This is a genomic window from Buchnera aphidicola (Kaburagia rhusicola ensigallis), from assembly GCA_039830025.1.
In the GTDB taxonomy this organism is placed as follows: domain Bacteria; phylum Pseudomonadota; class Gammaproteobacteria; order Enterobacterales; family Enterobacteriaceae; genus Buchnera_B; species Buchnera_B aphidicola_AW.
Genome location: CP140040.1, coordinates 101,812 through 116,132, shown reverse-complemented (window position 1 = coordinate 116,132; position 14,321 = coordinate 101,812). Strand labels below are relative to the sequence as shown.

At 26.3% G+C, this 14,321-nt stretch carries 13 protein-coding genes and 1 tRNA gene; 3 read left to right on the top strand and 11 right to left on the bottom strand.

The window, feature by feature from the left end; all coding sequences use genetic code 11:
- Positions 1 to 321 precede the first annotated feature (321 nt).
- Positions 322 to 930: a riboflavin synthase subunit alpha gene (locus tag U0T55_00510; protein XBC42906.1), complete on the bottom strand. Its 609-nt coding sequence runs from the start codon at positions 928 to 930 to the stop codon at positions 322 to 324.
- Positions 931 to 1,135: 205 nt separating this feature from the next.
- Between U0T55_00510 and U0T55_00505 the strand changes: the two genes are divergently transcribed.
- From U0T55_00505 to tilS, 3 genes are all read left to right on the top strand, one after another.
- Positions 1,136 to 2,479 (top strand): MATE family efflux transporter, encoded by a 1,344-nt coding sequence (locus U0T55_00505; GenBank protein XBC42905.1) that lies wholly within the window; start codon positions 1,136 to 1,138, stop codon positions 2,477 to 2,479.
- A gap of 82 nt (positions 2,480 to 2,561) precedes the next feature.
- Positions 2,562 to 2,635: transfer RNA gene (locus U0T55_00500), tRNA-Val, on the top strand.
- Positions 2,636 to 2,690: 55 nt separating this feature from the next.
- Positions 2,691 to 3,998 (top strand): tRNA lysidine(34) synthetase TilS, encoded by a 1,308-nt coding sequence (gene tilS, locus U0T55_00495; protein ID XBC42904.1) that lies wholly within the window; start codon positions 2,691 to 2,693, stop codon positions 3,996 to 3,998.
- 39 nt (positions 3,999 to 4,037) lie between these two features.
- Here the strand turns inward: tilS and metG are convergent, their stop codons facing one another.
- The 10 genes from metG to hisD all read right to left on the bottom strand — a co-directional run bounded on the left by metG (position 4,038) and on the right by hisD (position 14,317).
- Positions 4,038 to 5,666 (bottom strand): methionine--tRNA ligase, encoded by a 1,629-nt coding sequence (gene metG / locus U0T55_00490; GenBank protein XBC42903.1) that lies wholly within the window; start codon positions 5,664 to 5,666, stop codon positions 4,038 to 4,040.
- Between the two features lie 273 nt (positions 5,667 to 5,939).
- A complete protein-coding gene (gene dcd, locus U0T55_00485; protein XBC42902.1) occupies positions 5,940 to 6,521 on the bottom strand; it encodes a dCTP deaminase in 582 nt (193 codons plus the stop codon).
- Between the two features lie 119 nt (positions 6,522 to 6,640).
- Positions 6,641 to 8,050: an NADP-dependent phosphogluconate dehydrogenase gene (gndA, locus tag U0T55_00480; protein XBC42901.1), complete on the bottom strand. Its 1,410-nt coding sequence runs from the start codon at positions 8,048 to 8,050 to the stop codon at positions 6,641 to 6,643.
- Between the two features lie 85 nt (positions 8,051 to 8,135).
- Positions 8,136 to 8,765, bottom strand: coding sequence for a bifunctional phosphoribosyl-AMP cyclohydrolase/phosphoribosyl-ATP diphosphatase HisIE (hisIE, locus tag U0T55_00475; protein ID XBC42900.1), 630 nt, complete (start codon positions 8,763 to 8,765; stop codon positions 8,136 to 8,138).
- On the bottom strand, positions 8,759 to 9,535 hold the full coding sequence (gene hisF / locus U0T55_00470; GenBank protein ID XBC42899.1) for an imidazole glycerol phosphate synthase subunit HisF: 777 nt from the start codon (positions 9,533 to 9,535) through the stop codon (positions 8,759 to 8,761). Before hisF ends, hisIE begins: the two co-directional genes overlap by 7 nt.
- A complete protein-coding gene (gene hisA / locus U0T55_00465) occupies positions 9,517 to 10,254 on the bottom strand; it encodes a 1-(5-phosphoribosyl)-5-[(5-phosphoribosylamino)methylideneamino]imidazole-4-carboxamide isomerase (protein ID XBC42898.1) in 738 nt (245 codons plus the stop codon). Before hisA ends, hisF begins: the two co-directional genes overlap by 19 nt.
- A gap of 2 nt (positions 10,255 to 10,256) precedes the next feature.
- Positions 10,257 to 10,847 carry an imidazole glycerol phosphate synthase subunit HisH gene (gene hisH, locus U0T55_00460; GenBank protein ID XBC42897.1) on the bottom strand — a complete coding sequence of 197 codons (591 nt, stop codon included), beginning with the start codon at positions 10,845 to 10,847 and terminating at the stop codon, positions 10,257 to 10,259.
- Positions 10,847 to 11,914, bottom strand: a complete 1,068-nt coding sequence (gene hisB / locus U0T55_00455; protein XBC42896.1) for a bifunctional histidinol-phosphatase/imidazoleglycerol-phosphate dehydratase HisB — start codon at positions 11,912 to 11,914, stop codon at positions 10,847 to 10,849. Before hisB ends, hisH begins: the two co-directional genes overlap by 1 nt.
- Position 11,915: 1 nt before the next feature.
- Positions 11,916 to 13,013, bottom strand: a complete 1,098-nt coding sequence (gene hisC, locus U0T55_00450; protein XBC43059.1) for a histidinol-phosphate transaminase — start codon at positions 13,011 to 13,013, stop codon at positions 11,916 to 11,918.
- Positions 13,010 to 14,317 (bottom strand): histidinol dehydrogenase, encoded by a 1,308-nt coding sequence (gene hisD / locus U0T55_00445; protein ID XBC42895.1) that lies wholly within the window; start codon positions 14,315 to 14,317, stop codon positions 13,010 to 13,012. Before hisD ends, hisC begins: the two co-directional genes overlap by 4 nt.
- Between the last annotated feature and the right edge of the window lie 4 nt (positions 14,318 to 14,321).

The window sequence follows — 14,321 nt, the reverse complement described above, 5'->3', positions numbered from 1 at the left end:
ACAAAAAATGTTTAAATATATCTTTTTTAAAAAAAATCTAACTTTTATATACATATTCGTAAAACTATTAGTAATAGAGAAAAACAAAATTTATGCAATGTACTTTTTAAAATTTAAGCAAAACATTACAATTATACATATTACATTGATAGTAAAAGATATAATACAACTTACAATAAACTATTTTAAGAACTATAAAAAATTTAATTATCATTAGTTAAAAATTATATACATACTATAATTTTATGTTTATATAAATGTCTTAAGAATTATCATACATTAAATGTAATAATATCTAATATACAGAATATAATTTTTTCGCTACATTTTTGACATAAATCTATCTACACTATCAACGATAACTTTAGTAAGAAAATCTATTTCTAAATTTACTAGATCTCCAACCATTTTACTTCCAATAGTAGTATTTAATATAGTTTCCGGAATTAAAAATACACAAAACATATTTTTTTGAACATGACCAATAGTCAAACTAACACCATCAATACATATAAACCCTTTATAAAAAATATACTTCATAAAAGATACTTGATTCAATTTTATCCATAAAGTTTTGTTATAATTATACGTTATACTTTTATATATTGTAGCAGTAGTCATGATATGTCCAGAAACTAAATGTCCTCCAATTTCTTCTCCAAATTTTACTGATCTTTCAACATTAATTTTTTGTCCTATATGCAAAAATCTCAAATTCGTAATTTTTAGAGTTTCCTGTATGAGATCAACACAAACTGTATTATTCGTAATAGATTTAATTGTCAAACAACATCCGTTACAAGATATAGAAGATCCCAGCAATAACGTTTCTGCATCAATATTATACAATTGTATAACCCATTGCAAGCAATGGTCATACTTTGTTATCGACGCTATTATTCCAATATCTTGAATAATGCCAGTAAACATAAAATTCCTAACGTAACCATATATCAATGAAAATATTATAAAATAATAAAACACCCATTTATAATGAAAATTAAAAAATAAAAACACACTTAAGATGTAATGAAACAATATTTTTAAAATATAAAAACAAAGATAAATAAAAAAAACTACATATTTGATATTTAAATTTTTTAAAAAATACAGTTTATACTATACAGGGTTAGGAATGAAAAAATATTTAAAAGAAATAAAAATATTATTAACAATTACCATTCCCATTATGTTAGCACAAATTTCACAAATTAGTATGGGATTTATTAATAACATTATGATTGGGTCTTTAAATAATACTGATATAGCTGCTATATCAATCGGAATATCAATTTGGTATCCAATTATTTTATTCGGACACGGATTACTATTATCTTTAGTTCCTGTTGTATCATATATGAATGGATCAGGAAAAAAAAATATGATTCCAAATCAAATCATAAATGCTTATTGGCTAGCCACACTTATATCAATAATTATTATGATTATTTTATGGAATGTTCACTACTTTATTAATATTACTAATAAAATGGATCCTATTATAGAACAAAAAAGTATTAATTATGTTAGAATTTTGTTATGGAGCACTCCAGGATATTTATACTTTCAAGTTATACAAAACCAATGCGAAGGATATTTAAAACCTAAACCAGCTATGATAGTTGGATTAATGGGACTTGTGTTAAACATAATTATAAATTATTTATTAGTATACAAACAACCAAGATTATTCAATTTAAGTAGTACAGGATGTGCTCTTTCAGTTATCATTGTATATTGGTTTATGTTTTTATTTATGAAAATAATAATAAAAAATGATTTGTTAATTCACAATGCGTCCTATTTAAATAATTATCAATATTTTCCTAATTTTAAAATTATTTATAATTTGTGTAAAATAGGACTCCCTATTGCTTTATCATTATTTTTTGAAGTTGCATTGTTTACTCTTATCACATTACTAATAGCATCATTAAATATCACTCAAATTATTGCTAACCAAATTGTTTTAAATATTAGTTCATTAATTTTTATTATTCCGCTATCCATAGGAACTGCAACTAGTATTCGAATCGGATTTTATTTGGGTAAAAAAAACTTAAAAAAAATTTCTACTATTATTATATCTGCACAAGCAATGGGATTTATTTTATCCACTATAATAACAATACTTATTGTATTATTTTATCACAGAATAATAACTCTATATACTATTGATAACAATGTTATCAAATTAACAGAAAAAATTATATTAATTGCTGCAATGTACCAAATTTTTGATTTTTTTCAAATTATAGGCAATGGAATTTTGAGAAGTTACCGAGACACTCACATGATTTTCTTAATTACATGCATATCGTATTGGATACTCGGATTTCCTATCGGATATTTGTTAGCATTAACAGATATCATTATTCCAAAAATGGGAGCAATTGGGTTTTGGATCGGAATTTTTATAGCTCTAGCAACATCATCTTTAATGACTCTATACAGAATATTATCATTGCGTACTATTTGAAAAAAATAATTTGTTACTTAAAAACTATTTTTATTGCAAATAAAACCAACTCCATATAATATTATAAAATATATTTTTCATTGTGTCCGTAGCTCAGTTGGTTAGAGTACTACCATGACAAGGTAGAAGTCAGTGGTTCGAATCCACTCGGACACAAACATATTTTTATAAAAAATATTTCTGTTATTATCCTACACAATGTCACTTACATATGATCACAAAATACATAGAAAAAAAAATAAATTTTCCTTTTCTATTAGCATATAGTGGAGGTTTAGACTCTACTTTTTTATTATATCAATTACTAAAAATCAAAAAAATTAAACCTCAATTGAAATTTCGAGCCATTCACATTAATCATCAGTTACATGAACATTCACATCAATGGAGCGAACACTGCAAAAAAACATGTGAAAAAAACAATATCTCTTTAGTAATAAAAACAATTATAATAAATACGAAAAAAATAGGAATAGAAGCTGCTGCTAGATTACAACGTTACAAAGCAATACAAAAAGAAATGTATCCAAAAGAAATCATTTTAACAGCACATAATTTAAATGATCAATGCGAAACTTTTTTATTAGCTTTAAAACGAGGCAGTGGAATAACAGGTTTAAGTGGAATATCGTATAAACATACATTTTTTAAAAATAACACCATAATTCGACCATTATTAAACACAACTAGATCTGAAATAAAATCATGGATAATTAAAAATAACATTAGTTGGATAAAGGATCCTAGCAATTATAATACAATATACGATAGAAATTTTCTTCGACACGAAATATTACCTGTGCTTACAAAAAGATGGCCTAGTTTTATAAAAAAATGCGCACAAAGTGCATTTATTTTAACACAAGAAAAAAAAATACTACATTCTACATTAAAAAAACAACTTGAAAGATATCTTATATCTAATTCTATTCTATGTATTGAAAATTTTAAAAACCTTGATCTGGAAATGAGAAATTCTTTACTTAGAATGTGGTTTAAAATCAATAATTGTACTATTCCTTCTTATAAAATTGTACAAAACATATATTATGAAATAATTTTATCTAAACCAGATTCTAAGGCAAAAATAACAATTAAAAATTATGAAATAAGAAGATATAGACAAAATTTGTATTTAATAAAAATATTACCTTGTATAAAAAATTTAATTCTAATATGGCACGAACCTTGGAATACTTTAAAATTACCTCATAACTTAGGATATATTACTAAAAATAAATTTGGAACTATACTACCTTGCCCTAAAAAAAATGAATTAATAAATATCCGTTTTCAAACTTCAGGAAACTTCTTAATTCAAAATAACTCTAAAAAAAAATCCATTTCAAAAATATGGAAAGAACACAGAATTGCTCCATGGAATAGAAATAAAATTCCTCTATTATTTTATAACAATCACCTGATAAGTGCATTAGGAACTTTTACTATTTCTACAAAAGAACGTAACATACGAAATGAAACATGGAACATATCATGGATTAACAAAATAGAAAACTAATTTCTATTATTAAAAAATGATTTAAAACCATAGAAAGTATTATGTAAAAAAACAATTCAACTGAGATTTTCTAATTCTTTTACATAATGGTTTAAAATTAGAAACTTTATGATTTAACATTGGATTACAAACTTCATTCCATATTAATTCTATGTTTAAAAATTCTTCAGTTTTTTTTGCTAAATCAGGCATAATAGGCTTCAGCCAAGTCATTAATATTCTGAAAAAATTAATTGCTGTTGTACATACGTCATGAAGGATATTGCGCTCTTTTACGTTTTTAAGCATTATCCACGGCTTTTTATCATCAACATACCTATTAGCTATATCTGCAAATTTTACAATAACCATTGTAGCTAAATTTAATTCACTATTCTCTAAAAAACATTCTATTTGTTTAGTACCATCGACAAATGAACTATACAAATCTTTATTATCAATATTTTTTGACAAATAACTATTAAAATAATTAGATATAAAATATACCGTTCTTGAAGCTAAATTAATAATTTTGTTGACAATATCAGAATTAAATTTACTTATAAAATTATCTCCATTAATTTCTATATCTTGAGCTTTGGACGAAATCTTAGTAGCATAATAATATCTCAGACTATCTGAATCTAAATTCTTAAGCCAAGTATCTACTGATATTACAGATCCTTTAGACTTAGAAATTTTTAATCCATTAATAGTTACATGACCATGCACAAAAATTTTAGTAGGCTTACGAAAATTACTACCTTCTAAAATTGCCGGCCAAAATAAACTATGAAAGTATATAATATCTTTTCCAATAAAATGATATAATTCGGTTTCTGAATCTTTTTTCCAAAATTCATCAAAAATTAAATTAGTATTCTTACAACATAAATTTTTAAATGTACTAATATATCCAATAGGGGCATCTAACCAAACATAAAAATATTTATTTAAAAAACCAGGAATATTATATCCAAAATAAGGTCCATCTCTTGAGATATCCCAATCTTGTAACCCAATTTCAAACCATTCCATAATTTTATTCACTACAGACTGCTCTAATACCCCAGAAGAAATCCAAGATCTTAACATAGAACTAAAATAAGGCAAATTAAAGAAAAAATGTAAAGAATCTTTTAATATAGGTTGAGTACCTGATATTACTGATTTGGGATTAATTAATTCAGTAGCAGCGTATATTCTTCCACATTTTTCGCAATGATCACCATATTGCTCTTGAGCAGAACACACAGGACAAATACCTTTTACAAAACGATCCGGTAAAAAAATATTACTTTGACAATCAAATAATTGAGATATAATTTTTTTCTTAATTAATCCTTTCACTTCTAAACGACTATATATATCTTTTAAAAAAAACAAATTTTCAGAACTATGCGTGGAATAATAATTATCATAGTTTATATTAAATCGTGAAAAATCTCTAATATGTTCTTGTCTGATAGCAGTAATTAACTTTTCAGGATCTATTCCAAGTTGCTTAGATTTTAATAAAATTGGCGTACCATGAGCGTCATCTGCGCAAATAAACCAAACTTCATGACCTCGCATTTTTTTATAACGAACCCAAATATCAGCTTGAATATGTTCTAAAATATGTCCAATGTGAATTGGACCATTAGCATATGGAAGAGCACAAGTAACCAAAAATTTTTTTTTTATCATAATAAAACAATTCTTAATTGTAGTTTAATACTGAAATAATATTCAGTTTTACTTAAAAATATCTTAAAATAATTATACATAATAATTATAACAAGTATAAAACATTGAAATGAAAATGCTTATACGAAATAATTACTATAACATATATTTTAAAAAATATTTAACAAACGCTGACCCCCGTATATCATGATCATTGTTTAATTTACTTAAAGGTCTCTTTTCGTAGTATTATAAAATTTTTTAAATATGATTACAAAATCATAATATATAAATTTAATCTTCATATATTTTGCTTAACATTACTTGATTTTGATTAAAATATTTAGCATTTTTTCTCATATTATACGGTCTAATTGATGGACTAGACAATATTTCAAAACTAAGAGCAGCAATTAACATACCTGGACATAATGACAATATAATATTTCCAGAATTAAAACATTCTAAAACAATATTTCCACTCCAACCTGGATCTATACGATGTGAGGTAGCATGAATCATCAATCCAAGTCGTGCTAGAGAAGATCTACCATCAATCCAACCTACTAAATCATTAGGAATAACAATTTTTTCAAAAGTAACAGCTAAAACTAAAGCTCCAGGTTTTAAAAAAAATTTTTTACCATTAGGTATGAATATTTTTTTGTTCATAATTTTTTTTACCACTAAAGCTATTTCACGTTTCGATTTACTTAAATCAACACATTTTTTTTTATTTTTACAAAACGTATAAAATTCGTTACCCAAACGAATATCAATAGTTACTCCATTAATGGATTGTTTACATGGAGTGGGTAAAATAACTAATTTTTTCTTTTTTAACCATAATTCAATATCTCTATCACTCAATCTCATTAAGATAAACCTATATAACTATGCAGTAAAAAACTAAAAATTAATACAATATATTTAAAATGTATGTATTGACATCATAATTTATAATACAAATATAAATTATTTTTATTTTGAATAAGTTATACTTTTTTCCAATTAGTATGGAAACAATGAGAATTATCAATCCTTTTATATGTATGAGCTCCAAAATAATCTCTTTGTGCTTGAATTAAATTCGCAGGTAAAATATCAGAACGATAACAATCAAAATACGTAATAGCGGATGATAATACAGGTATTGGAATTCCACATTGAATAGAAATAGACACGATATATCGCAATGAATCTTGGTATTTATTAACAATATTTTTAAAATAAGAAGTTAATAATAAATTAACTACATTGGTGTTTTTTAAATACTCTCGATGAATATATTTTAAAATTTTCGCACGAATGATACATCCAGATTGGAAGATACGAGCTATTTCTGCATATTGTAAATTCCAGTTATATTTTTTAGATGCACTATTTAATTGCGAAAATCCTTGAGAATAAGATATAATCTTTCCTAAATATAATGCTTGTCGCACTTTTTCAATAAAATCTAACTTATCACGTAACACATGATGATATTTAGGCCCTAATAATAACTTTGATGCTAACAAACGTTGTGATTTTAAAGATGATATATAACGAAAAAAAACTGATTCAGTAATTAAAGTTAAAGGTTCATTAAGATCTAATGCACTTTTAGTAGTCCATGTTCCTGTACCCTTATTACTAGCTTCATCTAATATGTAATCTAATACATAGTTATCATTTTCATCTTTCGTAATTAATATATCTCGAGTAATGGATATTAAATAACTACTTAACTCACCTTGATTCCAATTATAAAAAATGTCAGATAATTCTTTATTATCTATTTTTAATAAATTTTTCATGAGAAAATAAGATTCTGCTATTAATTGCATATTACTGTATTCAATTCCATTATGAACCATTTTAACATAATGTCCTGATCCATCAGAACCAATGTAACTAACGCATGGTTTTCCTTCAAATTTTGCAGAAATTTTTTCTAAAACTGGAGCAATGCGATCATAAGATTTTTTTGGACCGCCAGGCATAATAGCAGGGCCATATAACGCGCCTTCTTCACCTCCTGAAATACCTGTTCCAATTAAATATAATTCATCTTTTAACAACTCATAATTGCGACGCATAGTATCTTTATAAAAAGTATTTCCTCCATCAATAATAATATCTCCTTTATTGAGATACTGTTTCATCAATGCAATTACCATATCAACAGCTGGTCCAGATTTAATCATTAAAATAATACATCGAGGTGTTTCTAAAGATTGAACAAATTCTTTAATTGAAAAAAAAGGAAATATATTTTGATTTATATGATTCTCAATAAATTGTTTAGTAATTTGAGATGAACGATTAAATATCGAAACAGTATATTTATTACGCGCTATATTTAAAGTTAAATTTCGACCCATTACTGCCATTCCAACAACACCAATTTGGTTTTTTTTCATATTATTAATTTCCTCATTTATAAATATTAAAAATATATCTTAATAACCTCAATTAAAATAATAAATATATATTAATGCTATTGTATTACGCTACATTACTTTCATGATTTCTTCTTTTTCGCAAATTAGCAATAATTGTAGAAAAATCTAAATCATAATGATGTAATAGTACTAACAAATGATAAATTAAATCAGTAGCTTCGTTAATAAACTCCACTTTGTTTTTCGTTACAGCTGCAATAACTGTTTCCGAAGCTTCTTCAGCTACTTTTTGAGATATTCTATTAACACCTATGTTATGCAAACTAGAAGTATACGAAGTTTCAGAACTATATAACTTTTTAGATTTTAAAAAATTCTCTAAGTGATAAAAAAAAGTTAGATCTGAAACAAAAGATTTAAAACAACTAACATTATTTAAATGACATGTATTACCTTTAGGGATCACTAAAATCAATAATGCATCTTGATCGCAATCAAGAATCATGTTCACTACCCTTAAATAATTTTTAGAAGTTTCTCCTTTTTTCCACAATCGTTTCTTAGTACGTGAATAAAAGGTAACATAATTTTCATTTTGTGTTGCTAAAAAAGCTTGTTGATTCATAAATCCATGCATTAAAACTTCACCAGAAATATTATGTTGAACAATAACAGGAACCATATTGTTAACTTTTTTCCAATTTATATCATAAACATTAATTGTTTTTAACATTCTCTTATTTCTAAACCTTTTTTCAATAAAAAATTTTTAAGTTTTTTTATATTAATTGTATTTTTATGAAATACAGAAGCAGCTAATGCGCCATCTACTTTAGCTATACTAAATACATCATAAAAATGTTGTAATTTTCCAGCGCCACCAGAAGCAATTAAGGGAACGTGACATACCTCTCTAACTTGTTTTAATTGTTCTAAATCATATCCGTTCAGCATACCATCTTCATTCATAACGTTTAATACTATCTCTCCCGCTCCAAGTTCTTGTACTCGTTTTATCCAATTAATAGTATTCCATTTTGTTTTTAAAATTTTTTTTGCACTACCAGTATACTGATACACTTGATAGCTATTACTGATTTTATCAAACCATGAATCTATTCCTACTACTACGCATTGCGTACCAAAGCTATCGGCAATGCGACTAATTAAATCCGGATCAGATAATGCTGGAGAATTAATGGAAATTTTATCTGCACCAAAGGATAAAATACTTCTAACATCACGGACATTTCGAATTCCTCCCGCTACACAAAATGGAATATTTATGACTTCTGCTATTTTTACTATCCATTTTTTTTCTAGTAGTACATTGCTTGGAGACGCAGCTATGTCATAAAACACTAACTCATCAGCTCCTTGATTCACATAATGTTTTGCTAATGGAACAATATTACCTACTATCTTATGATTTTTAAATTGAACACCTTTTACCACTGATCCAGATATTACATCCAAACAAGGAATTATCCGTTTTGCCAACATTTAATAGCCTCTATTAAACTAAATTTTTTTTCTAATAAAGCTCTACCAATAATTATATTTTTTACTCCAGACCGCCTAATAGACATAATGTCATTTAAAGATCCTATTCCACCAGATGATTGAAAATGAATATGATTAAAAGAATCGGAAAGATATTTATACAAATCTACATTAGGACCTAACAACGTACCATCTTTAGACACATCAGTACATAACACATGTTTTAATCCTAAAGGAGAAAATTGATATATTAGTTCTTCTAAACTTATTCCAGAAGGACTCTTCCATGCATTTACTACTACTTCCTTAAAATTATCACGTGAAATTTTTAAATCCAAAGCTAATACAATAGAATCATTCCCATATTCTTGCAACCAAATATTTATTTTTTTCGGGGTATATATTGCAGAAGATCCAATCACTACCCTTTTAACACCTAATGAAAGTAATAACTCTATATCTTTATGATTTCTTATCCCTCCTCCTACTTGTAAATTAAAATTAGAATGACTAAGTAAGGATTTAATAACATGAGTTTGTTTGTTGTGAGGATTTAATGCTCCATCAAGATCTACTAAATGTACAATAGAAGCACCTTGTAAAAAATAATCAGACAAAACGCTATATATATGGTCTTCATAAAAAGTTTTAAGATTATATTTTCCTTGATATAACCTAACAATTTTTCCATTAATTAAATCTATAGACGGTATAATCAATATTATATCTCCAAAAAATTTTTCAATACTTTTAAACCTAAATCCCCGGATTTTTCAGGATGAAATTGTACTCCAAAAAAATTATTTTTTTGTATGGCAGAACTGAAAGTAACATTATATAATGTTTGTGCTATAGTATATTTATTTATATAAAGAACATAACTGTGCAAAAAATAAAATTTAGAATTATTATCTATATCTTTAAATAACATATTCTGTTTACATATTTCTACATTATTCCACCCATTATGAGGTAGGGGTAATACATTAGAATCTAAAAGACACACAGGTGAATGTACAATGTCTAACATGTTGATTCCACTTGATTCATGACTAAAAGAAGCTAATAACTGCATTCCTAAACAAATTCCTAATAGTGGTTGTTGACATGTTTTAATAAGATCTAATAATTTAAGTTCTTTTAACGCATGCATAGCAGTATACGCAGTTCCTACGCCAGGCAATACTATTTTACTAGCACGTAATATTTCATCTCTAGAAGAACTAATAATTGGATTATACCCTAACCTACAAATAGCATATCTTATAGACGATAAATTAGAACAACCAGTATTAATAATAACAATTCGCATTATAGTATTCCTTTAGAACTAGGTAAAATTGTTCCACTAGCATTAATAGCTTGTCTTAAAGTTCTTCCAAATGCTTTAAATAAACTTTCAATACTATGATGATCATTTTCACCTATACTTTTTAAATGTAAAGTTACTTTCATAGAAAAAGCTAATGATCTAAAAAAATGCTGTACCATTTCTGTACTCATATCTCCTAAATATTGAAATTTAAAAGACGATTCAAATTTCAAAAAAGGACGACCAGAAATATCTAGTAAACAATGTCCAACACTTTCATCCATAGGCAAAACAAAACCAAATCTATCTAAACCTACTTTACTCCCCAATGCTTTATCTAAAGCTTCCCCCAAAGCAATTCCAACATCTTCTACCGTATGATGATCATCAATATTAATATCACCATCTGCAATAATTTTCATTTTAATTTTACTATGAATAGCTATTTGATCTAACATATGATTAAAAAAATGTAATCGCGTATCAATTACATTATTTCCTTCTTTATCTAACCAAAGTTCTATTTCAATGTTTGTTTCTTTTGTATGGCGTTTAATATATGCATATCTATTTTTTTTTGTCAATTTAATCTTAATAGTATTCCACGTGCATCCGTTTTTCCCGTAATGCAATCCAGATAATCCCATATTTTGTGCTAATTGCATATCTGAATCACGATCTCCAATAACATAACTATTTTTCTTATTCAACTTACCATTACATAACCATTTTTCTAACATTCCTAATTTGGGTTTACGACAATAACAATTGTACTTTTCTTCGTGTGGACAAATCAAGATATCCTCAAATACTATACCTTGAGATAGAAAAATATTTATCATAAATTGATGAGGTGTAAGAAAATCAGAAAAAGGAAATTTTTTCGAACCTAATCCATCTTGATTCGTAATCATAACGAAAGTATAACCAAAATTTTTTAATTCAACTAAAGTAGAAATAACATATTTTTCAAAAGTTAATTTATTTATATTATCTACTTGACGATTTTGAATCGGTTCTGTAATTAATGTTCCATCACGATCAATAAATAAAACGTTTTTATGCATATTATTGTCCTAATAAAGTCATGTATGAATTATTTATTTTTTGGATAGTATAAATAACTTCTGAACATTCCTTACTAGTTCCTATGGAAATTCTTATACAATTATTTAAGTTCAATTTATCACTTTGATCTCTAACAACTATTCCTACTTTCGATAACTCATTAAATATTAATTTAGAATTAAAAAAACGAACTAAAATATAATTAGCTGCACTATGAAAAACATGATCTACGCAATAATTCATTAGTTTTAATTGAGTTATAAGCCAAGAACGATTTAAATTTAAACGAAAAACTCTGTTTCTCATTAAACTAATATTTTTTTTACTTAAAAATTGAACAGCTATATTAGAAGTAGGAACAGAAATAGGATAAGGGTTAATAACTTTTAACAAAAAATCTACTATATTAGCGTTGGCTAGTATAAAACCACATCGTAATCCAGCCAAAGCAAAAGCTTTAGATAACGTTCTCATTATAACTAAATTAGGATATGTATTTATTAAATGTATTACACTACTTGTTGGAGAAAATTCAATATATGCTTCATCCACTATCACTAATGCTTTCTCTAAAGTTGCCTTTAATAAAGTTACAATATCTTTAATATTAATTAAATTACCGGTAGGATTATTTGGATTACATATATAAATTAATTTAACATTATTGCAACCTTTAATAATACTATCAATATCTAATTGCCAACTCCCGTGTAATAACGGTATTGGATACCTTTCAATATTCATAATATGCGCACTAACATTATACATATCATAAGTTGGAGGACAAAAAATAATTTTATCATATTTTGGTTCGCAAAAAGTTTTAATTAATAATTCAATGGCTTCATCAGAACCACGTGTTATTAATATATTTTTTTTACTAATACCAACATATGAAGAGTAACATGATAATAGTTCTTCTGGTTGACATGCAGGATAACGGTTTAAAATCATATTATCTAGTTGATAACAATTTGGAGTGGGACATTCGTTTGCATTTAACCATATGTTACCCTTTCCACCTATCTTTCGCGAAGATTGATAAGGTATTAATTTTAATATATTTTTTCTAACTAATTTTTCAACATTCATAACTATACTATATCCGATAGTGAAGATAACCTAATCATGACTGAATTTTTATGAGCATCTAATTTTTCTAATTTCGACAAAGATATAATAGCATTAGAAATATTTTTCAATCCTATTTTACTTAATTTTTGAACTGTCATTCTTTTTTGAAAATCAACGAGACTAAGTCCAGAATATACATTAGCACTACCATAGGTAGGTAAAACATGATTAGTACCAACAGCATAATCTCCTCCAGCTACTGGAGACCAACTTCCCAAAAAAATAGAACCAGCATTTACTACATATTTTATTAAATTCTGCGAATGACAACATTGAATCATTAAATGTTCAGGAGCATACAAATTAGATATCGTAAAGCATTCCAATAAATCTTTTGCTACAATTACTTTACTATGTTTTAGTACTTTAGCAATAATACTATATCTTAATAAAGTTTTTATTTGCTTTTGAATTTCTATTAATACTTTTTTAGCTAAATTTACGTCATAAGTTATTAATAGTACTTGAGAACGACTATCATGTTCTGCTTGAGATAACAAATCAGAAGCAATAAAACTAGCATTAGCGTTAGAATCGGCAATAATCAATACCTCAGATGGTCCAGCTGGCATATCAATACCTACGTTATATAAAATATTACTAATTTGCAATTTAGCTTCTGTTACATAAGCGTTACCTGGACCAAAAATTTTATCGACTCGTGGTACTGTTTTAGTTCCGAAACCTAAAGCAGCTATCGCTTGAGCACCACCAACTTGAAATATTTCTTTTATACCGCATAGTTTACCAGCATATAATACTTCATTAGCAATAGGAGGAGGGGAACACATAATTATTTTTTTACATCCAGCAATACGAGCTGGAATGGCTAGCATTAATACTGTAGATACAAGAGGAGCTGAACCACTCGGAATGTACAACCCTACTGATTCAATTGGGCGCACTATATGTTGACAATGAACATCGTTATTTATGTTTAAATTTATTTTTGGCGTTTTTTGCGCAATATGAAATTTTTTAATGTTGCTAATAGCTATTTTCAGTGCATTTTTTATTTCTTCTGTAACATATAACTCAGAATCTTCAATATCTTTTGCACTTACTTGAATAGTATTCAACTTTATATGATCAAATATATTTGTATAATTATATAACGCTTGATCTCCTAAATTTTTAACATCAGTAATAATTGTATTTACTTTATTTTTAATAATAGCAGAATCACTTGAAATAGGTCGACATAATATTTGATTTCTTTTTTCAATACTACAGCTATTCCAATAAATAATCTTAAAAAAGCTTTTCATACTA

What these genes read in the sequence shown, in the direction of transcription:
- U0T55_00510 (XBC42906.1), bottom strand. Translation starts at nt 930, where the DNA reads ATGTTTACTGGCATTATTCAAGATATTGGAATAATAGCGTCGATAACA.
- U0T55_00505 (XBC42905.1), top strand. Translation starts at nt 1,136, where the DNA reads ATGAAAAAATATTTAAAAGAAATAAAAATATTATTAACAATTACCATT.
- tilS (XBC42904.1), top strand. Translation starts at nt 2,691, where the DNA reads ATGATCACAAAATACATAGAAAAAAAAATAAATTTTCCTTTTCTATTA.
- metG (XBC42903.1), bottom strand. Translation starts at nt 5,666, where the DNA reads ATGATAAAAAAAAAATTTTTGGTTACTTGTGCTCTTCCATATGCTAAT.
- dcd (XBC42902.1), bottom strand. Translation starts at nt 6,521, where the DNA reads ATGAGATTGAGTGATAGAGATATTGAATTATGGTTAAAAAAGAAAAAA.
- gndA (XBC42901.1), bottom strand. Translation starts at nt 8,050, where the DNA reads ATGAAAAAAAACCAAATTGGTGTTGTTGGAATGGCAGTAATGGGTCGA.
- hisIE (XBC42900.1), bottom strand. Translation starts at nt 8,765, where the DNA reads ATGTTAAAAACAATTAATGTTTATGATATAAATTGGAAAAAAGTTAAC.
- hisF (XBC42899.1), bottom strand. Translation starts at nt 9,535, where the DNA reads ATGTTGGCAAAACGGATAATTCCTTGTTTGGATGTAATATCTGGATCA.
- hisH (XBC42897.1), bottom strand. Translation starts at nt 10,847, where the DNA reads ATGCGAATTGTTATTATTAATACTGGTTGTTCTAATTTATCGTCTATA.
- hisB (XBC42896.1), bottom strand. Translation starts at nt 11,914, where the DNA reads ATGCATAAAAACGTTTTATTTATTGATCGTGATGGAACATTAATTACA.
- hisD (XBC42895.1), bottom strand. Translation starts at nt 14,317, where the DNA reads ATGAAAAGCTTTTTTAAGATTATTTATTGGAATAGCTGTAGTATTGAA.